This window comes from Shewanella sp. GD04112, from assembly GCF_029835735.1.
Lineage (GTDB): Bacteria > Pseudomonadota > Gammaproteobacteria > Enterobacterales > Shewanellaceae > Shewanella.
This window is the reverse complement of the sequence record NZ_JAOEAL010000001.1, coordinates 2,663,438-2,682,964: the sequence shown is the minus strand read 5'-3', so window position 1 is coordinate 2,682,964 and position 19,527 is coordinate 2,663,438. Positions and strand designations below refer to the sequence as shown.

At 47.6% G+C, this 19,527-nt stretch carries 15 protein-coding genes; 10 read left to right on the top strand and 5 right to left on the bottom strand.

Annotated features, from left to right (window positions below; genetic code table 11):
• Positions 1-7 precede the first annotated feature (7 nt).
• From N7386_RS11915 to rmuC, 4 genes are all read right to left on the bottom strand, one after another.
• On the bottom strand, positions 8-376 hold the full coding sequence (locus N7386_RS11915; RefSeq protein ID WP_011717187.1) for a ribonuclease E inhibitor RraB: 369 nt from the start codon (positions 374-376) through the stop codon (positions 8-10).
• Positions 377-1,196: 820 nt separating this feature from the next.
• Positions 1,197-1,898, bottom strand: coding sequence for an EAL domain-containing protein (locus N7386_RS11910; protein ID WP_279768651.1), 702 nt, complete (start codon positions 1,896-1,898; stop codon positions 1,197-1,199).
• Between the two features lie 222 nt (positions 1,899-2,120).
• Entirely contained in the window at positions 2,121-4,046 is a 1,926-nt protein-coding gene (locus N7386_RS11905) for a transglycosylase SLT domain-containing protein (protein ID WP_279768649.1), read from the bottom strand.
• A gap of 93 nt (positions 4,047-4,139) precedes the next feature.
• Complete coding sequence (gene rmuC, locus N7386_RS11900; RefSeq protein ID WP_279768647.1) at positions 4,140-5,705, bottom strand: DNA recombination protein RmuC; 1,566 nt, start codon at positions 5,703-5,705, stop codon at positions 4,140-4,142.
• Positions 5,706-5,979: 274 nt separating this feature from the next.
• Here rmuC and msrP point away from each other — a divergent pair, with 274 nt between their 5' ends.
• Positions 5,980-7,014: a protein-methionine-sulfoxide reductase catalytic subunit MsrP gene (msrP, locus tag N7386_RS11895; protein WP_011626083.1), complete on the top strand. Its 1,035-nt coding sequence runs from the start codon at positions 5,980-5,982 to the stop codon at positions 7,012-7,014.
• Between the two features lie 113 nt (positions 7,015-7,127).
• Positions 7,128-7,775, top strand: a complete 648-nt coding sequence (gene msrQ / locus N7386_RS11890) for a protein-methionine-sulfoxide reductase heme-binding subunit MsrQ (protein ID WP_279768644.1) — start codon at positions 7,128-7,130, stop codon at positions 7,773-7,775.
• A gap of 92 nt (positions 7,776-7,867) precedes the next feature.
• On the opposite strand, the gene gloA is transcribed toward msrQ, so the two are convergent.
• Complete coding sequence (gloA, locus tag N7386_RS11885) at positions 7,868-8,278, bottom strand: lactoylglutathione lyase (protein ID WP_011626085.1); 411 nt, start codon at positions 8,276-8,278, stop codon at positions 7,868-7,870.
• A gap of 728 nt (positions 8,279-9,006) precedes the next feature.
• Here gloA and dmeF point away from each other — a divergent pair.
• The 8 genes from dmeF (at position 9,007) to N7386_RS11845 (ending at position 19,464) form a co-directional block, all read left to right on the top strand.
• Positions 9,007-10,215, top strand: coding sequence for a CDF family Co(II)/Ni(II) efflux transporter DmeF (dmeF, locus tag N7386_RS11880; protein ID WP_279768642.1), 1,209 nt, complete (start codon positions 9,007-9,009; stop codon positions 10,213-10,215).
• Positions 10,215-10,676 carry a MarR family transcriptional regulator gene (locus tag N7386_RS11875; RefSeq protein ID WP_279768640.1) on the top strand — a complete coding sequence of 154 codons (462 nt, stop codon included), beginning with the start codon at positions 10,215-10,217 and terminating at the stop codon, positions 10,674-10,676. Before dmeF ends, N7386_RS11875 begins: the two co-directional genes overlap by 1 nt.
• A gap of 261 nt (positions 10,677-10,937) precedes the next feature.
• A complete protein-coding gene (locus tag N7386_RS11870) occupies positions 10,938-13,031 on the top strand; it encodes a prolyl oligopeptidase family serine peptidase (protein ID WP_279768639.1) in 2,094 nt (697 codons plus the stop codon).
• A 258-nt stretch (positions 13,032-13,289) separates the two neighbouring features.
• A complete protein-coding gene (locus tag N7386_RS11865) occupies positions 13,290-14,915 on the top strand; it encodes a phosphoethanolamine--lipid A transferase (RefSeq protein WP_011717178.1) in 1,626 nt (541 codons plus the stop codon).
• Between the two features lie 155 nt (positions 14,916-15,070).
• Positions 15,071-16,099, top strand: coding sequence for a GGDEF domain-containing protein (locus N7386_RS11860; protein WP_011717177.1), 1,029 nt, complete (start codon positions 15,071-15,073; stop codon positions 16,097-16,099).
• A gap of 240 nt (positions 16,100-16,339) precedes the next feature.
• Positions 16,340-16,774, top strand: coding sequence for a MarR family transcriptional regulator (locus N7386_RS11855; protein ID WP_011717176.1), 435 nt, complete (start codon positions 16,340-16,342; stop codon positions 16,772-16,774).
• Between the two features lie 57 nt (positions 16,775-16,831).
• Positions 16,832-17,887 carry an HlyD family secretion protein gene (locus N7386_RS11850; protein WP_011717175.1) on the top strand — a complete coding sequence of 352 codons (1,056 nt, stop codon included), beginning with the start codon at positions 16,832-16,834 and terminating at the stop codon, positions 17,885-17,887.
• Entirely contained in the window at positions 17,884-19,464 is a 1,581-nt protein-coding gene (locus N7386_RS11845; RefSeq protein WP_011717174.1) for a DHA2 family efflux MFS transporter permease subunit, read from the top strand. Before N7386_RS11850 ends, N7386_RS11845 begins: the two co-directional genes overlap by 4 nt.
• The last annotated feature ends 63 nt before the right edge of the window (positions 19,465-19,527 follow it).

Below are 19,527 nucleotides of genomic sequence, written 5' to 3'. Positions count from 1 at the left end.
AAAAGTTTTATTTGGCTACAGGGCCAATATCCATACCATCATATGAATCAAGGCCAAACTCATGAGCAAAAATATACAGTTCATCATTTCTTGCATCTAGAGTCTTGGGTGAGTGAGTCTCTATACGCTCAACATGCAACCAAAACATGTCAGGTTCATTCGGTTCTTCTTTATCGGATAGATATATATCCACAAAGGTATACCCTTTTGAAATCAATGCTTCTTTGGCTTCTTCAAGTTTCGTAGGTTCGTTGTGAGTAAAGAAATAACCCCACAGCATGTTACCCGAAATGTTCCAGTCAGTGTTTTCACGAATATTCGAAAACATTTCCTCAAGTTGATTTATGGAAATATTCTTTCCCGGTATTTCAGACATCCCTTTCTCTCCCGCATATAGAAAGCTTGAAAACGTAAATAATAGTACTGTAGCTATGAGTTTCATGGACTTTTAACATTTTATTCGTGCGCATGCGCGTTTACCTCGTTGGACCAGTAAAAACACGCATAGTTAACTATCTGTATGTAAAGAAGTTATCAGCTTTTTATAAAATACACCATCTGGAAAAACGCGCATGCGCGTTTTCCAAACCTATTAACTAAAATTCAGTTATTATATTCACCTGATTTTAAAGAGTTTTATTTATTGCGGATGGAATTAGTGCGCTCTGATTTTGTCTGAAAATCATACCAAAACACCTAAGTTTAAATACGACTGTATACCCATACGTTGTTAGCTGATTTCTGGTAAGGCCAAACATAGGCAAATAGATAAGAATTTGTATGGCAGCAGGAGTGGGAATTTTCGGTTGAGCTAACGAGCCGAAATACAGAATGGGGCAAAAAGCTTTTAGCCAATGAACAGTTCAATGATCGTAAAGATTGCTATTGTTGCAACTGTGACTGTTGGCGGCATGGCCGCTCTTTCACATCTGACCCATAGGGATATGGGAAATGCCACTATGATGTAGGGAACATCATAGGCCATGTGAACGCGGCATTCGTACATCCATGTACAGCAGATGTCGTCGTCGAGCCCTCAGGGATGCTTCTTGTGAAATAAAAGGGCGGCGTGTCACAGGGGAAACAATGACAATCCATATCTGCGCTAGGTGACATTAAATTTGAAGAATCTCAGAGTTACCAATGGCCATGAACATGATTAATTCTTCCATACCAGTATGTGACTGCATCCTTCCCTAACAAATTAACCTTTCACTTTGCTCGGGGCGGATAAACCAAGGTTTGAATAGAAATCCCTGTACTAGATCGATATTTAGCTCGCGGGCTAGCTGGAGTTGTGCCTCGGTTTCTATGCCTTCGAGGATGCATTGTTTGCCCGTGCGTTTGCCAAATTCAATCAGGGCGCTGAGCAGGGCGATACCATGGGGCGCGTCGATTAATTGAAGCCAGTAGCGGTCAAATTTTAGGTAATCCACATTCATCATTAAATCGATGGAGAGCATGGAGTGGGGCGCACCGATATCATCGAGTGCCACTTGAATATTGGCCGCTTTAAATTGATGGAACAAGCGATTCGCGAGCTCGGCATCACTCACGCAAGTGTTTTCGATGATTTCCACCGTCAATTGCGGATGCTGCGATAGCAGTTCGAGTAACTTTGGGGTATGCGCTCCATCTACGGCGTGGGGATCCACATTCACAAATAAACGCAGGTCCCGTGGGGCGTGTTTGAGCTGAAAGGCTTTTGCCTGAAACTCAACTGCCGCCAGTTGTTCGCTGGCTTCGTGTAATTGCTCAAAGATGAGATTCGGGGCGATGGCTTGACCCTGCTCGAGGTAAAAACGGGCGAGTGCTTCATAGCCATGAATGCGTTGAGTGTGGGGACAGACAAAGGGCTGGTATTCGCAACTTAAGGATAAACCGCTGAGATTGAGCATCGAAACTGGGGGTAAATGGCTAATCGCTAATTATTCGCATTTAGTGGCCAAGAGTGCAAACAAGTTTACCTCGCTTGAGTGCGTTTGCCGATTTAATACTCATACGGTTAAGCGTGAGTGTAAACGGCATTTTGATACCGCCAAAAATAATCAAGGTGGCCAACGCCACCTTGATTATTATTCGATTACTACTCGATTAGTATCCCATTTCCGCCATGCGGCTTAGTAATGGAACTTAAGCTCAGCCTCGTTGAATAAAGGCTGCGGCTTTTGTTTTTGCGCTTCGTAAATCAACCGATAACTTAACACGGCTTGCACATATTCACGGGTTTCGGTGAAGGGAATGGACTCGATAAAACTCATGGCATCGAGTTGACCATTCGACTCCGCTAACCAGCGGCGAACCCGCGAGGGGCCTGCGTTGTAGGCGGCTGTCGCTAACACGCGGTTTTGATTGAAATCATTCAACAATTGCGCGTAATAGGCACTGCCTAAATTTAAGTTAAGCTCGGCGCTGTAGAGATCCTTCGGATCGCTGTACTTCGCCCCGTGTTTCTTCGCGGTTGCCTTGGCGGTGGCAGGCATGATCTGCATTAAACCGCGGGCACCGACACCAGAGGTTGCGTAGAGGAAAAACGCACTTTCGCGGCGGCTAATGGCACGGATTTCATCAATATTGACCTTGTGCTTTTTACTGGCATGTTCAAAGCCTGATTGATGCGCCATCGGGAAGCGCAGGGGAATATCATCCCATAGCTTGCCTTGGATACTGGCTTCCACGCCAAAGTCATACCAGCCTTGATCGTGGGCATAACGACCATAGCGGGCGCGCATCTCATTATTGCTGCGTTTTAGCAGGGCAACCCATTCATAGCGGGCATCGAAGTAACGGTCGAGCGCCATCAACTCCAATACGCGCACAAAGCCTAAATCGTCTTCGAGTTTTTGGCTGGTCCCATCCACCACAGGTTCAGGACTTTGATTTAAGGACACGGGCTTATTCAATAACTGTGACGCGGCAAAACCGTAAAAGTTACGCTCATTACTGACCGCCGCTAACGCCTTAGTGGCGCTTTCGGGGGCGTGTTTGGCGTTGGTACGATACAGCCAATATTGCCAGCGTTCTTTGGCTAAGGTCTCGGGCGATAATAAATCTAAGTAGCGCGCGATATGGGTATTGTCCTGCTCGCGGATCGCCCAGCGTAAGCGGCGCTCGAACATATCATCGCTTTTCATCTCGGGCAGCAGGTTATCGGCCCAGTCTTTAAAATTATCATCCTGCTCAATCAACACGCGGCGTACCAAGTACTTTTGCAGCTGTTGATCCTGTGCTGGGGTAAAGCGTTTTGCTTTTTGATACCGAGTATACAAATTGATGGCTTGGTCGATATCCTTACGGGCAAGGCGTTTTAAACCTGCAGCGACGATATCGCCAACAATAGGATTTTTATCCTTAAATTTTTCGGTATGGCGCAGGCTATTGGGATCTTTAAATACCGCCACTAAGCGTTTTGCCTCGGCGCTATGCACGGTGATTTTTTGCGACAAGTAACTCAGCAGGCTGGTTTGGCCCTCATCGAAACTCAGTAACATCCGCGCCCAAATCACATCTTGGGTGCGTTTACCGGCCTTGGTCCAAGCATTAAAGAGGGGATCGCATTCCTTGGGACGGGAATCGCCATAGACCCAAAGTGACTGCGCCGCCGTGTAGGCGGTTTGGGTTTCGCCCTTGGCGAGTTTGGCCTCATAAAAATAGCACTGTAGCCTGACATCGGTTGGCGCGTCTTGAGCGAGGCTCAAAAAGTCGTTCCAACGCTTTTGGCCGCCGGCATTTAATAAATATTTTGAACGCAGGCGCTGATACATAGGCGTGGTTTGATATTTATCTATCATGGCCTTAGCGTCGTTGCCGCGTAAATCGTTAAGCTTGCCAATGTCGATATCATGGTCGAGATAAATCGCCAGTGGATAATCGCCTAACTTAGCACGCAGGGGCTTGTAGGTGGCATAGTCTTGTTTCTTTAAGGCTTTTTCAGCCTCAAGAAAGGTCTTCTGGGTAGAAGTTAACGCGAAAGCCGCAGAGGCATTAAATGCCCCTGCGATGATAATTGCGCTGGATAACACCATCTTTGTCAATGGGTTGCACATGCAGAACTTGCCTCCGGGCATCAAGGTTACAATCGACTTTTCCCTATCGATTCAGGATTATGAGTTATTGGCTTTTAAACTGCGTGTTTATCGTTATTGTTCGAGTGCGGTGGCATCCTCAGTATGGGTCAAAAGCGTATCGCGATTTGTTTCATCATCACTGCTGTCCTGGGCATCACTCTCGTCTAATGCTTCATTGAGCGCCTTCTCAAGTAACATCTTATCGAGTTGTTTGCTGGTATCAACACCTAGTTGCTGCATTAAATGCGCTTGACGCACTAAATTGCCTTTGCCCGATGACAATTTGTTCATGGCACTGTGATAGGTTTTTTCGGCATTATCCAAAGCACGGCCGAGTTTTTCCATATCGTCGAGGTAGCCACAGAGTTTGTCGTAGATGCGACCCGCCTGTTTGGCAATGGTTTGGGCATGCTGGTTTTGATACTCGTAACGCCAGATATTATTGATTGTTCGCAGGGCAACCAAGAGGTTGGTTGGACTGACCAGCATAATATTTTGCTCAAGGGCAAAGTTCACTAGGCTTGGGTCATGCTCTAGGGCCAGCAAGAACGCGGGTTCAATCGGGATAAACATCAGCACATAATCTAAGCTTTTGAGGCCGTGTAAACGCTGATAATCCTTTTGACTCAAGCCCTTAATATGATTGCGGATCGATAATACATGTTCATTGATGGCCTGTTCACGCACCAGCGGATCTTCGCTATTAAAATAGCGCTCGTAACTGATGAGCGACATTTTGGCATCGATAACCACGTCTTTATTTTCAGGCAAATGCACGATCACATCCGGCTTAAAGCGTTTGCCGCTGTCGTCCTTAAGATCCCGCTGGGTGTGGTATTCGTGACCTTCGCGCAGGCCACTTTCTTGCAGCACACGGTCTAAAATCACTTCGCCCCAGTTGCCTTGCTGCTTGTTATCGCCCTTTAAGGCTTTGGTCAGGTTAATGGCATCCTGGCTCATTTTTAAGTTGAGCTCGCGCAGGTGTTCTAATTGATGTTTAAGGGCGCTGCGTTCCGATTGTTCATGGTTGTAGGATTCGCGAATTTGCTGTCTAAACCCTTCTAATTGCTGCTTTAACGGCCCGAGCACGCCTTCTAACTGGTTAGCATTTTGATGTTTAAAGCTTTCGCTGCGCTCTTCGAAAATTCGATTGGCAAGGTTCTCAAACTGGGTTTGCAGGCGCACTTCGGCCATTTCTAAAGTGGCGATTTTTTCCTGCATTGCAGATTGCTGGGCATCGGCCTTAGCCTGGATGGTTTGTTGCATCGCATTGGATTTGGATAAGGCCAGTTGTAGCTCGAGTTGGCGGCGATGGCTGTCGGCAAGTTGTTGTTCTAAACTCGGCAGGCGCTCGGCCATGGCTTCGGCTTTGCCCAGTTGTTCTATCTTTTGCTCTAAGCGCTGTTGGCACTGGCGCAGTTGGCTGTCTTTATCGTCGACTAAAATTTGCTGCTGGGCGAGGGATAGCTCGGCGTCTTCGTTTACCTGCCGCATTTCTTGCTCTAATTCGTCTTTAAACTGTTGCCAGCGAGAACGGGTGAGACGTTGATTGAGCAGGGCACCGATTAACAGTCCTAAAAAGGCCACGGCGAGTAGGCCGATGATCTGGGCGAGGGAAAAAGATTGAGAAAATGGCATCTTACTAGCACTCCTTTAGCTGTGGCGCCTAGGGTCGCATGCCCCTAAAAAGGCTTCAAGTGCTTTAATAAACAATCTGTTTAGACGATGACTCAAATGAGCAAGACTTAGTCGCTTAAGTTGAGATACTGTGAGGGATGAAATTTTTTTGCTGTTATCTGTGTCTATATCCCTACAGCTTATCAACACAGGTAAATGTACCTGAGGTTTTTGGGCGAGCGCTGAGGGTGAGTTAAGCGTCGGTAGATAACATTTATTTTTGCAGAGGTGTCCATTGGCTAATCAATCACGTTTTACACCGGGTATTTTGAAAAAAGCGCGCTGGCATATCCAAGATAATCAAGTGACACCCGAATCGGTGTTTAAGGCTCGCCGCCATATAGTCAAAGCCATGGGCCTTGGCGCGATTGGGGCTAGCATTCCGGGTTATGTGCAGGCGGGATTATTCGATCTGTTTGGCGAACAACCCAAAACCAGCTTTATAACCACGCCATTAACCTTTGAGGCCAATTCACGCTTTGGCAAGGACGAAGTGCTAACGCCCGTCGATAAGGTCACCACCCACAATAACTTTTATGAGTTTGGTACCAGCAAGCAGGATCCGTCTGATAACGCCCAGCAGTTTAAGGTCGACCCTTGGCAATTACGCATTGAAGGCGAAGTGGAGCGCCCGATGACGCTCGATTATCAAGATCTCACTAAGCTATTTCCGCTAGAAGAACGCATTTATCGGCTGCGCTGCGTCGAAGCTTGGTCCATGGTGATCCCTTGGGTGGGCTTTCCACTCGCCGCTTTATTGAAAAAAGTCGGGGTGACCAGTAAAGGTAAGTATGTTGCCTTTGAAACCGCCTTCGATCCCGAGCAAATGCCGGGACAAAAGAGCCGTTTAATGGGCGGCGGTATTCATTATCCCTATGTGGAAGGTTTAACCATTGCCGAGGCGATGAATGAGCTGACGCTGATGTCGGTCGGACTCTACGGTAAAACCTTGCCGCCGCAAAACGGCGCGCCAATCCGCTTAGTGGTGCCTTGGAAATACGGTTTTAAGAGCATTAAATCCATTGTCCGCATTCGGGTGATGGACAAGCAGCCGCCCACAAGTTGGAATCAACTCGCGCCCCATGAGTATGGCTTTTATGCCAATGTGAATCCTGCGGTGGACCATCCCCGTTGGTCGCAGGCGAGCGAGCGGCGCATCGGCGAGGGTGGGTTGTTCTCGGCAAAACGCATCGATACCTTGCCCTTTAATGGCTATGGTGAGTTTGTCGCCTCTTTATATGAAGGCATGGATTTAAGGCAATTTTATTAAGCGATGGCGACCGTATCCTAGGCGCAATCGATTGCGCCTAGTGAACGAGTGGCAATATCTATCTCGCGAGAGAGTTGTTAGCACCTTTAAAGGGCAAGAACAGTAGGAGTCTTATGTTCAACATCACGGCGTTAAGAGTCACGCCAAAACAGCTGCTCTGGGTCAAACTAGTCTTTCATTTGATTGGGCTTATCCCGATTGCTTGGTTGGTTTTTACTGTGCTGTCGGACCGTGCTGGCGGCGATCCCGTGCAGCATATTATCCACTTTACTGGCATTGGCGCGTTGAATGCGTTAGCGGCGACGCTGTTGATTTCGCCCCTTGCTAAGGGATTAAAGTTAGGCTGGTTAATGCAGACGCGCCGCTTGGTTGGCTTGTATGTGTTTGCCTATGCGACTTTGCATATTGTGGCGTTTTTTAGTTTAGATCTGCTGTTTGCCTGGGAGTTATTCTTCAGCGAGGTGGCGAAACGGCCTTATATTTTAGTCGGCGCACTGGCCTATGTGATAGTCACCGCGCTCGCGCTGACGTCCTTTAAAGCCTTGATGCGTAAGATGGGTCGCCGTTGGCAAACGCTACACAATGGGGTGTATGTCGTGGCGATTCTGGCGCCCATTCATTTTTATTGGTCGGTAAAATCCGAGATTATCGAACCGAGTTTGTATATCCTCGGCTTTGGTTTGTTGCTCGCGTGGCGTTTACCCATTTGGCAGAAGAAACGCAGCAGCCGTATCGCGATGGCCGCCGAGGGCAAGCGATAATCTGCAGTGTTGGCATTTATCAATGAGCAAAGAAAACGGCGTTTGCAGGGCATGCAAACGCCGATTTTATATCAGGCGGGAAGATTAAAGGCTTAACCTAAACCTTGGGTCGCCGACTTCATTTGAATAAATTCAATCTTATAACCGTCGGGATCTTCCACAAACGCGATTTCAGTGGTGCCGCCAGCAACAGGGCCGGGCGCGCGAGTGACTTTACCACCCGCAGCGGCAATGGCTTCGCAGCGGGCATAAATGTCTTCATCACCGATGGCAATATGACCAAAGGCCGTGCCGAGATCGTATTTTTCCGTACCCCAGTTGTAGGTTAACTCGATGACGGCCTGACCCGTTGATTCTTCACCGTAACCCACGAAGGCGAGGGAATATTTGTACTCTGGATTTTCGGAGGTGCGTAGCAGCTTCATGCCCAGCACTTGAGTGTAAAAAGCGATACTGCGTTCTAAGTTACCGACGCGAAGCATGGTGTGTAACAGTTGTGACATAGGATTATCTCGGTCAATGAATTACGTCGGCAGTATATCAAAATTTGCCAAAAATCATGCCGGAATGTTAATCGAATAAATGGATTGCCCAATCTTGATTTCGATAATTACGTGCGCTAGGGAAGAGGGTGTAATGTGAGCGGTATCACTTTGTCAGCCCGAGCGGTGTGAAAAGTGCACTATTATTTAGCTCTTGCTCACAAAATAACTATCTCAATATAGGCATTTTTCTCAGCCTTGATAATAATGGGTTATACCAACTAGGAGAGTGAATATGAACACCGAACTAAAAATGGCGCTAGGTACGACAGTTGTAATTGCTTTATTTTTCAGTGCATTCTTTGTATCCATATTCTGATATTGCATTCAAATCCCTTCCCATGCAGAGGCGCTTAAGTCGAATGATTTAAGCGCCTTTGTGTTATTTCTCCCATAGCGTTTATCCCGTTCTTTATTTCAATGTCATGAGCTGTCGTGCTTAGGGCCGACTAAGCGATGGCGTAATTGCTAAACACCCGCGGGGCTGGTTTTGCCTGGGTTAAATCCTGTGATATTTAGCAACAGTTGTGCAAATAGTTTGAAAAATGATTATTTTGATATTTATATATTTTGATTTTCAAACTAAACTGACGACAGAAGTCATCAATCACCACAGCGTGTTTGCTCTTGCTGCATGAATTTACGCTCACTCATTTATGCAAGTTAGGGAAATCGCTTAGGAAAAAATAATGAAAACAACATCTTCAACCGAGAAGCCGATGCAGAGTACCGGGCTTGGGCATTCTGTCGCGCAGTGGCAGCATTCCCATGGATTTTCTAACCAAAATACGGCGGGCGAAAAAAACACTCGCTATGTGTTGTATCTCACCGTGATTACCATGGTGGCCGAGATTGTGGCGGGGACAATTTATGGCTCTATGGCCTTGCTGGCCGATGGTTGGCATATGGGCACCCACGCCGCCGCCTTTATGATCACCCTGTTTGCCTATTCCTATGCCCGTAAGCATGCCAATGATCCGGCCTTTGCTTTTGGGACTGGAAAGGTGAGTGTGCTTGGCGGTTACACCAGCGCCATCGCCTTAGGCTTAGTGGCCTTAGTGATGTTAATTGAATCGGGCATGCGCTTGATTAATCCTGAGGATATTCACTTTAATGAAGCGATTTTTGTCGCCCTGATTGGCTTAAGCGTGAACGTATTGAGTGTGTTCCTGTTGAAAGACCACCATTCCCACGACCATGGGCATTCACACGGCCACTCGCATGGACATTCACACAGTCACTCACACGACCATGATCACGACGATGATGATCATAAAGAGCATCAAGATAATCATTGCTGCCATGGGCACGATCATCATGCTGCTGACCATGACCATGACCATGACCATGACCATGACCATGACCATGACCATGACCATGACCATGACGACCATTCACACAGCCACGCACAGGGCCATTCCCATGGGCATTCACACGGGCACACGGGCCATGATCACAACCTGAGGGCAGCCTATTTCCACGTTTTAGCCGATGCGTTAACCTCAGTGCTGGCGATTGCGGCGCTGTTATTCGGTAAATATATGGGCTTAACTTGGCTCGATCCGATTATGGGGATTGTTGGCGCGATTATTATCAGCCGCTGGTCATGGGGTCTTATCCAACAGACCAGTCCAATTCTGTTGGACGGTGGGGTAAAAGCCTCGCTACAGCGCAAAGTGCGTGAGACCATAGAGGCGGTACCGGATCATCAAGTGGCCGATTTACATATTTGGCGCGTGAGTGCCGATCACCATGCTATTATGGTGTCCATTGTGTCTCACTCACCGAAAGAAGCCAGTTATTTTAATCAGTTACTGACTAAGTTCCCTGAGTTATCCCATATTACCATTGAGCTGCATACTTGCCGTCAACGTGAGTGTGTGGCTAAGGAAGCCTAATGACAGTTGCACACCCGCATGATGCTTTATCTGCCACGTCCGCTCATTCTACGGATCAGGCCTTGAACCATGTGATTATTGAGTTTTATGAAAAATTATCATCGTGGGAGCATGCTATTGTGCGCGATAAGGGTTTTAGCTTGTCGCAGGTACACACGATAGAGTTGTTGGGTGTGCACGGTGCGATGCGAATGAAGGAACTGGCCGACAAAATCGGTGTGACCACAGGCACGCTCACCGTACAAATCGATAAAATGGTCGAGTCCCAGTGGGTGATGCGCCGTCCCCATGAGAGTGACAGACGCTCGATTCTGGTTGAGCTCACCGAGAAAGGTCAGGCGCTGTTCCTCGAGCATGATGCACTGCATTTGCAATTAACGACCGATCTCACCGCTAAGATGAGTGCAGAGGAGCGAAGCTTACTGCTGAGTCTGCTGACGCGGATGAATCAAGAGTTTTAATGGCAGCGTTAACTCGCCATTCAGTATTGATTACAGCGCCCTAATGGACGCTTTTTTTATGGCATAACATCTCGAATATTTTCGATTCATTCTCGATTAATCATCCGTGATTACAATATCTTACCTTTTGTTACATTCTTGTTGTATTAAAGGTTGAACTGGAGGTCAATTAAGGTAATGTAGGGCAGAAATCAAGATGGACTCAATCTAAGGGCTCTGGTCAAAGACTATATTTAAGGGCTCTGTTTAAAAAGGAATAACATGAATCGTAAATTACTGCCTTGGTGCATCGCAGGGGTACTCACTATGAGTGGTCAACTCCACGCCGAAGAAGACAAATACCTTTGGCTTGAAGAGGTTGAAGGCGCAAAGCCAATGGAGTGGGTTAAGGCCCAAAATGCCACTTCAGCCGCCGAAATTAAAGCCTTCAAAGGCTTCGATACCTTAGTTGCCAACAGCCTCGCTATCCTCAATGACAAAGAGCGTATTCCTTACGCCACCCATATTGGCGATAAGCTGTATAACTTTTGGAAGGATGATACCCATGTGCGGGGGATTTACCGTCGCACTACGATGGAAGAATACGCCAAGGCGGATCCAAAGTGGGAAACCGTGCTCGATGTCGATGCCTTAGGTAAAACCGAAGCGGTCAACTGGGTGTTCAAAGGCATTGATTGCCAGTATCCACAGAATCAGCGCTGTTTTGTGTCCTTATCCCGTGGCGGCGCCGATGCGGTCGAAGTGCGTGAATTTGATTTAAGCACCAAAGACTTTGTGCCCGCGAAAGATAAACCTTTCTTCTTAAAAGAAGCGAAATCTAGCCTTAGTTGGATTGATACCGATCAGGCCTTTGTCGGTACCGATTTTGGCGATGACCAAAGCATGACGGACTCGGGTTATCCCCGCGTAGTGAAGTTATGGCAACGTGGTACGCCGCTTGAGCAAGCGAAAACCATTTTCAGTGGCGACAAAACTTCGGTCGCGGTATCGGGTTGGGTGATGTTTGACGACAAAACTCCGCTGAGCCTAGTTACTGAGGCGCATACCTTTTACACCGCCACTCAATATGTTTACCAAGACGGCAAACTGACTAAGCTGCCGCTCCCGCAAGATGCCGAGATCAAAGGCTATTTCCAAGGCAAATTGTTTATTGAGCTCAAGAGTGAGTTAGCAACCCCTGCGACGACATTCAGCCAAGGCGCCGTGGTGTATGCCAATGTGGCGGATTTAATCGCCCAAAAAGCATCCTTTACTGAATTTGTCAGCCCAACGCCGACCGCATCAATCGCCCAGTTAAGTTTCAGTAAGAGCGCGATTTTTGTAAATTGGCTCGATAACGTGAAGAGTAAACTGGTTCGCTACGAGCAAGACGCGAAGGGCGCATGGCAAAGCACGCCCGTCCCCTTTGAGGCCAATGGCGCGCTAACCGTGATGGATATGGAGCGCGACAGTGATGATTTCTTTGTTAATTACACGAGCTTTCTTGAGCCATCGACCCTGTATACCGTCAATGCTAAGGCGCTAAAACCGCAAAAAATTAAAGGTATGCCTCAGCAATTTGCAGCGGATAAATTTAAAACTGAGCAGTATTTTGCAACCTCAAAGGATGGCACCAAAGTGCCGTATTTTGTGGTGATGGCAAAGGATCTTAAGCTCGATGGCAGCAATCCCACTCTGCTCTATGGTTATGGTGGTTTTGAAGTGTCACTGCGCCCAGCCTATTCGGCAACCATTGGTAAAAACTGGTTAGAGCAGGGCGGCGTGTATGTGCTGGCCAATATCCGTGGTGGCGGCGAGTACGGCCCTGCGTGGCATCAAGCGGCACTTAAGCAGAATCGTCATAAGGCCTATGAGGACTTTGAGGCTATCGCCGAGGATTTAATCGCCCGTAAAATTACCTCGAGCAAGCATTTAGGCATTCAAGGTGGCAGTAATGGTGGTTTGCTGATGGGCGCCGCTTTTACCCGTCGTCCCGATCTCTACAATGCAGTGGTCTGCCAAGTGCCTTTACTCGACATGTACCGCTTCAATAAGTTACTGGCCGGCGCAAGTTGGATGGGGGAATACGGTAATCCCGATGTTCCTGAAGAATGGGCCTACATTAAAACCTATTCGCCATACCATAATCTGCACAAGGACACCCACTATCCTAAGGTGTTCTTCACTACCTCAACCCGTGATGACAGGGTACACCCAGGCCATGCGCGTAAGATGGTAGCCAAGATGAAGGACATGGGCATCGATGTGCTTTACTATGAAAATATCGAAGGTGGACACGCAGGCGCTGCAGATAATAATCAAGCTGCGGAACTAAATTCGATGGCGTTTGCCTACTTATTACAGCAGTTAAAATAATCGTGATGCGTGACAGAAAATATTAACAATTCGCGATTAATACCGAGCAAGTCCCTATAGGTTGGGGAGCAAAAAACGGTCGAATGCCTTGAGGTTCGGCCGTTTTTTTAATCCGTATTTTAACTTGTTAATAATATTACTCATTTTATTGAGTAGGCCAAGTTCAGTTGCTAAGATGACATTCATTTTTAGGCATAAGATTCCCTTAAGAAAACTAAGCTAGTTTCGGCCCACTATTTATTTAAGAGAGCATTACCAGTGCTGACGAGATTTAAAACTCTAACCGTGAACCGCTTCACCTTTATCACCGCATTATTTTACGTTTGCGTTTTTAATATCCCACTCTTTGAAGTCATCAAGAAAGGCATTGAAAAACAGCCCGATGTGGATCCGATTTTTATCGCATCCATGCCGCTGTTTTTAACCTTTGCACTGAGTTTTGTGTTTTCACTGTTTACGGTGAAATACCTAGTAAAACCCTTTTTCATCATTCTCACGCTGCTGTCATCGAGCGTGTTTTTTGCGGCGCTCAAATACAATGTCGTGTTCGACTACGGCATGATTGAAAACACCTTTCAAACCAACAGCGCCGAAGCCTTGATGTATGTGAACTTTGCTTCCATCCTCAACATGCTGCTCACGGGGATTTTACCCGCCTATTTGATTTACAAAGCCAATATCCAATACAAGCCATTTTTTAAAGAGTTGCTGCATAAAGTCTTGTTTATGCTGGCGATGTTGGCAGGGCTTGGGATTATCGCCTTCTTCTATTTCCAAGATTACGCCGCCTTTGGCCGCAATAACGATGAGATCAAGCGTTATATTGTGCCGACCTATTTTATTGGCGCGGCCGCTAAGTACATCAATGTGCACTATTTGCAAACGCCGATTGAATACCAACAACTGGGTTTGGATGCCAAAAATGTTACAACCAATGCCAACGGTAAACCTAACCTGTTAGTGCTGGTGGTGGGCGAGACTGCTCGTTCAATGAACTATCAATACTATGGTTATGATAAACCGACCAACGCTTACACAGAGGGCCAAGGCTTGGTCGCCTTTAAAGATACCCATTCCTGCGGCACGGCCACTGCGGTCTCGCTACCTTGCATGTTCTCGCGGATGGGACGTGAGGATTACGATTCTCGCCGCGCCTATGCCCAAGACACGGCCATCGATGTGTTAAATCACGGCGGGATTAAAGTGCAGTGGTTTGATAATGACTCGGGTTGTAAAGGGGTGTGCGATCAGGTTGAAAACATCACCATTGACTTGAATAGCGATCCAGAACTCTGCTCGGGACAATATTGTTTCGACCAAGTGCTGCTCAATAAACTCGACGAAGCCTTAGCCAATGCGGAGCAGAAAGACACTGTGATAGCCCTGCATGTGATTGGCAGCCATGGGCCGACGTACTTCCTACGCTATCCGCCAGAACACCGTAAATTTACGCCGGATTGCCCGCGTAGCGACATTCAAAACTGCAGCGCCGAAGAGCTGATGAACACCTATGACAACACGATTTTGTATACCGATTACATTATCAGTGAAGTGGTCAATAAGCTTAAACAGCAACAGACTAAGTTTGATACCGCCATGTTCTATGTGTCGGATCACGGCGAATCTCTGGGTGAGAAAGGCATGTATTTGCATGGCGCGCCGTACGGTATTGCGCCGATTGAACAGACCAGTATTCCTATGCTGGCCTGGGTGTCGGAGGATTTCAGCCAAGACAACCATTTGAATATGGCGTGTTTAGCCAAAGAGGCCGAGAAGGGCGGCTTCTCCCACGACAATCTGTTCGACAGTCTGCTGGGATTAATGAATGTTCAGACCCAAGTGTATCAATCTAAGTTAGATATTTTTGCTCGCTGCCGCGGTTAAGTTCAGCGTGCAGGTGAATACATAAAGGAGGATGGCAACATCCTCCTTTATTTTTTTGCGCCTTATCATAATAATTATTGTGTCCCGTATCCAAATCGAAGCAGTTGAGTTAACTTAAGTTATACAAAAAAGTAACAACATTAGGTGCGCGACTCATGTCATCTCCTGCTGCCACTAAAGAGCTCGATTCAGCGGCGCAAATTTTGCGTTTGGCCGTGCCACAAATGTCGGCGCTCGATATTCCGGTCACCCCAGAGAATTACACGGTTTGGTATGAGTATTTTGCCCAGACGAATCTCGATTTAAATCGCGCTATCGATGGCTTTCTGGCGAATAAAGTGGTGTTCACTAAGGAGGTGAATACCAGTCTGTACAAGAATTTTATTCAAGAGAAATCCCCCGAAGTCATCGAGAACGTTCAAATCGAAACTCAAATATTGATCAACTCGCTGATCAGTAAAATCACTCAGTTAAATCAGGGAACGGAGGCATTTTCAAGCACTCTGGCGGACTTTGGCCTACAGCTTCAGACTAAGCCGGATGTGTGCACGCTCAATCAGTTAGTGGATGGGGTGATTGATGAAATGCAAAGTTTACTCGTCAATAACCAAACCATGGAGCAGAGCCTGAGCGCCATGGGGCAAGAGGTACAAAACTTAAAGACCGAAATGGAAAATTTAAGTTTGGCGGCGATGACGGACCAATTAACCTCATTACATAACCGCCGCGCCTACGAAATTGCGATTCAAGATCATATCCACCGCGCCGAGCAGCAACATACCCGTTGCAGCTTATTACTCATTGATATTGACCGCTTTAAAGTGTTTAACGACAACTATGGCCATCAAGTGGGGGATAAGGTGTTAGCCTATGTGGCGCTCGCCCTCAAACAATGTGTGCGGGGGGATGACTTTGTCGCCCGCTATGGCGGCGAAGAATTTGTGGTGCTGTTGCCCAATACCCATTTCCACGATGCGTTGCAAGTGGCCGAAACCCTAAGGGAGCGGATTTCTGAGCGGCGCTTAGCCATAGGTAAAGATAAAAAACTCTCCTTGGGCGCCATCACTGTGTCTATCGGTTTAGCGTCTTTGCAGGAAGGTGATGATGCCGATACCTTGTTTAGCCGAGCGGATAAAGCCCTGTATGAAGCCAAATCCGATGGGCGCAATTGTGTCCGTGGTTGAGAGTTACCGCAAAGCGTCAGGTCATACACGCTCTTAACTTATTCCTGTGCCTTTAAGTGCTTTGAGTCAGATAGTCGTTGGAATCACTCGATGAACAAAGATTAATGCTCTATTTGATCAATAGCTTAACCCTTTACTCCGTCTGACTTTGCATTTTGTTACCTTTGTTGATTGTGCTGGCAATTGCTTTACATTCGATGTCATCCATATAATAAGCAATGCTTACTATGTGGATGGCTTATGAAAACCTCATCAAATACCCTAGGCGCACTCTTAAGTGATATTACCCGCATGATGCGCCGTGTGTTCCAAGAAACCTACAGGCCCACGGCGGATTGCTCACTGACGTTATCGCAGGCAAGAGCCTTATTGCATATCGCCCGTAATGAAGGCCTTAAGCAGATTGAGCTGGCGGATCGCCTCGAAATTAAACCTATCACGGCCGCGAGATTAATCGATGTGCTGTGTGATGCTGGGCTGGTTGAACGCAGACCCGATGCCAAAGACAGACGCGCTTTTCAGTTATTTTTGACGGAGGCGGCCGCGCCCCATTTAGCCGAAATTGAACGTGCCGTGACCATAGTGTACACCCAAGCCTTTAAAGGATTCGATGAAGCCGAGTCAGAGACTGTTATCCGGCTGTTATCGCAAATCCATAAAAATTTTTCAGCTTAATCAAAGCAGATAAACCCATCCCCGTGATAGACATTTAGTGAAGTTGGAGTTGTTGTAATGAGTGACGCAAATCCTCAAGCACCTAAAGCGAATACGCGTAAAAAGCGCGGCATATTACTGATTGTGGTGCCGCTGTTATCCGTGCTGGCCATAGGTGCGGTTTACCTGCATGGCGGCCGTTATATGGAAACCGATAACGCCTATGTAAAGGCGGATAAAGTGCCCGTAAGCGCGCAAGTGGCTGGGAATGTCGACAGCTTGTATGTGGTTGAAAACCAAAGGGTTGAGAAGGGGAAAGTGTTGTTTCGCCTCGACGATGCCATGTTTAAGGTGATGGTCGATAAGGCGAGTGCCAAATTGGCACAGGTCAAGACGGATTTAGCGGTACTCAAGGCGAGTTACCATGAGAAGCAAGCCGAAATCACTCTGGCAGAGACCAAGTTAGCCTTTGCGGAGAAAGAGCAAAAGCGGCAGGAGAATTTGATCGGTAAACACTTTGTGTCTGAATCTCAGCTTGAAGATGCAAGGCAAAATACCGATATTGCGCGGCAGAATATTCAGACCCTGCAAAAAGACTTACACCGCATCGCCGAAAGCTTAGGCGGCAGCCCCGATTTTCCGATTGAACAACATCCCAGCTATTTAGAAGCCTTAGCCCAATTAAATGAAGCCAAGCTTGATTTAAGCCGCGTGGAGATTAAAGCCCCAGTATCAGGCGTCGTCAGCCAACTGCCAAAGCTAGGACAATATGTGAATGTTGGCGCCATTGCCCTCGCGCTGGTAGCCGATCATGCCCTCTGGATTGAGGCGAACTTCACCGAAACCGATTTAACCCACGTCAAACCCGGGCAAAAGGTCAATATCCATATCGATACCTTTCCCGATAATCACTGGCAAGGTACGGTCGAGAGTTTAAGTCCCGCAACGGGTGCAGAGTTCTCGCTGATCCCCGCGCAAAATGCAACCGGCAACTGGGTGAAAATCGCCCAGCGCGTTCCGGTGCGAATTGCCATTGATACCGCGCTGCCCGAGGCGCCGCTGCGCGCCGGATTAAGCGCCGTGGTGGATATCGATACTGAATATCAACGTCAGTTGTTGGGTTTTAGTCTGTGAGTCAGCAAGTGATGGCAGGGCAAGACCATGCCCAAGCTGAGGCCGTTAACGCGAGCGGTGCTTTGCAAACCGATACCAAAAAGCACGAGCAACATCTTGGGTTTATCACGCTTTCGGTGATGCTAGCGACCATTATGCAGGCGCTGGATACAACGATTGCCAACGTGGCCTTGCCCCATATGCAGGGCAGCATGGGGGCGACTCAGGATCAGATCTCTTGGGTGTTAACCTCCTATATTGTGGCCGCGGCGATTTTTATGCCGCTGACGGGTTTTTTAACCGCCAGGATTGGGCGTAAACGGGTATTTATGTGGGCAGTGGTGGGCTTTACGATTGCCTCTATGCTGTGCGGTGCGGCGCAAAACCTTGAGCAAATTGTGTTATTTCGCTTATTGCAAGGGGTGTTTGGTGCCAGTTTAGTGCCTTTATCCCAATCGGTATTACTCGACAGTTACCCGCCAGAGCGCCATGGTTCGGCCATGGCCCTTTGGGGTGTTGGTGTGATGGTCGGGCCGATTTTGGGACCATCCCTCGGTGGTTGGTTAACTGAGTATTACAACTGGCGCTGGGTGTTCTATATCAACCTGCCTTTTGGGCTATTGGCTTGGTTTGGTCTTGCCGCCTATGTGAAAGAAACGCCGCTGGACCATAGCCGCAAGTTCGATTTACTCGGTTTTGCCATGTTGAGTCTGGCCATTGGCGCCCTGCAAATGTTGCTCGATAGGGGAGAATCCCTCGATTGGTTTTCCAGTCGTGAAATCGTTATCGAAGCCATAATTGCTGGCATGGCGTTTTATCTGTTTATTGCCCATATCTTTACCCATAAACATCCCTTTATTGAGCCTGGGCTGTTTAAGGACAGAAACTTCAGTGTCGGGCTTATCTTCATTTTTATCATCGGGATTATTCTGCTGGCGACCATGGCCTTATTGCCGCCTTTTATGCAGACCCTGTTAGGTTATCCTGTGATTGATGTGGGTTACTTGCTGGCGCCAAGGGGCGTCGGCACTATGATCGCCATGATGACTGTGGGTAAGCTCGCCGGCAAAGTGGATGTACGTTACCAAATCTTTTTAGGTTTGATGCTCACCATTTTGTCCCTATGGGAGATGACGGGCTTTAACACCAATATTACCGGCTGGGATATAGTGCGAACTGGGGTTATCCAAGGCCTTGGCTTGGGCTTTATCTTTGTGCCACTCTCGACCATTACCTTTGCAACCTTAGCGGCAAAATACCGTAATGAGGGGACTGCGCTCTTTAGTCTGATGCGAAATATCGGCAGCAGTATAGGGATCTCCGTGGTGATCACCTATCTTGCCCAGCACACACAGATGAATCATGCGGCGTTTGCCGATTACATTCATCCCTTTAGTTTTGCGCTCAAGCACGCCGTTGATCTTCATGCCGTTGATTTATCGACGACACAGGGCATAGCCTTACTCAATGCCGAAGTGAATCGTCAGGCGGCGACCTTGGCCTATTTGCAGGACTTTAGGTTAATGATGTGGGTGACGTTATCCGCCGTGCCCTTAGTGTTTCTGCTTAAAGGCGTGCATAAAAAACCAAAGCCATAGGACGAGTATTCGTCGGAGTTGAGGGCATCACGCTAGCGATAAATGCATGATAAATAGAAAAAC

What these genes read in the sequence shown, in the direction of transcription:
- N7386_RS11855 (WP_011717176.1), top strand. Translation starts at nt 16,340, where the DNA reads ATGAAAACCTCATCAAATACCCTAGGCGCACTCTTAAGTGATATTACC.
- N7386_RS11910 (WP_279768651.1), bottom strand. Translation starts at nt 1,898, where the DNA reads ATGCTCAATCTCAGCGGTTTATCCTTAAGTTGCGAATACCAGCCCTTT.
- msrQ (WP_279768644.1), top strand. Translation starts at nt 7,128, where the DNA reads ATGTTCAACATCACGGCGTTAAGAGTCACGCCAAAACAGCTGCTCTGG.
- dmeF (WP_279768642.1), top strand. Translation starts at nt 9,007, where the DNA reads ATGAAAACAACATCTTCAACCGAGAAGCCGATGCAGAGTACCGGGCTT.
- N7386_RS11870 (WP_279768639.1), top strand. Translation starts at nt 10,938, where the DNA reads ATGAATCGTAAATTACTGCCTTGGTGCATCGCAGGGGTACTCACTATG.
- gloA (WP_011626085.1), bottom strand. Translation starts at nt 8,278, where the DNA reads ATGTCACAACTGTTACACACCATGCTTCGCGTCGGTAACTTAGAACGC.
- N7386_RS11850 (WP_011717175.1), top strand. Translation starts at nt 16,832, where the DNA reads ATGAGTGACGCAAATCCTCAAGCACCTAAAGCGAATACGCGTAAAAAG.
- N7386_RS11905 (WP_279768649.1), bottom strand. Translation starts at nt 4,046, where the DNA reads ATGTGCAACCCATTGACAAAGATGGTGTTATCCAGCGCAATTATCATC.
- rmuC (WP_279768647.1), bottom strand. Translation starts at nt 5,705, where the DNA reads ATGCCATTTTCTCAATCTTTTTCCCTCGCCCAGATCATCGGCCTACTC.
- N7386_RS11860 (WP_011717177.1), top strand. Translation starts at nt 15,071, where the DNA reads ATGTCATCTCCTGCTGCCACTAAAGAGCTCGATTCAGCGGCGCAAATT.
- N7386_RS11915 (WP_011717187.1), bottom strand. Translation starts at nt 376, where the DNA reads ATGTCTGAAATACCGGGAAAGAATATTTCCATAAATCAACTTGAGGAA.
- N7386_RS11875 (WP_279768640.1), top strand. Translation starts at nt 10,215, where the DNA reads ATGACAGTTGCACACCCGCATGATGCTTTATCTGCCACGTCCGCTCAT.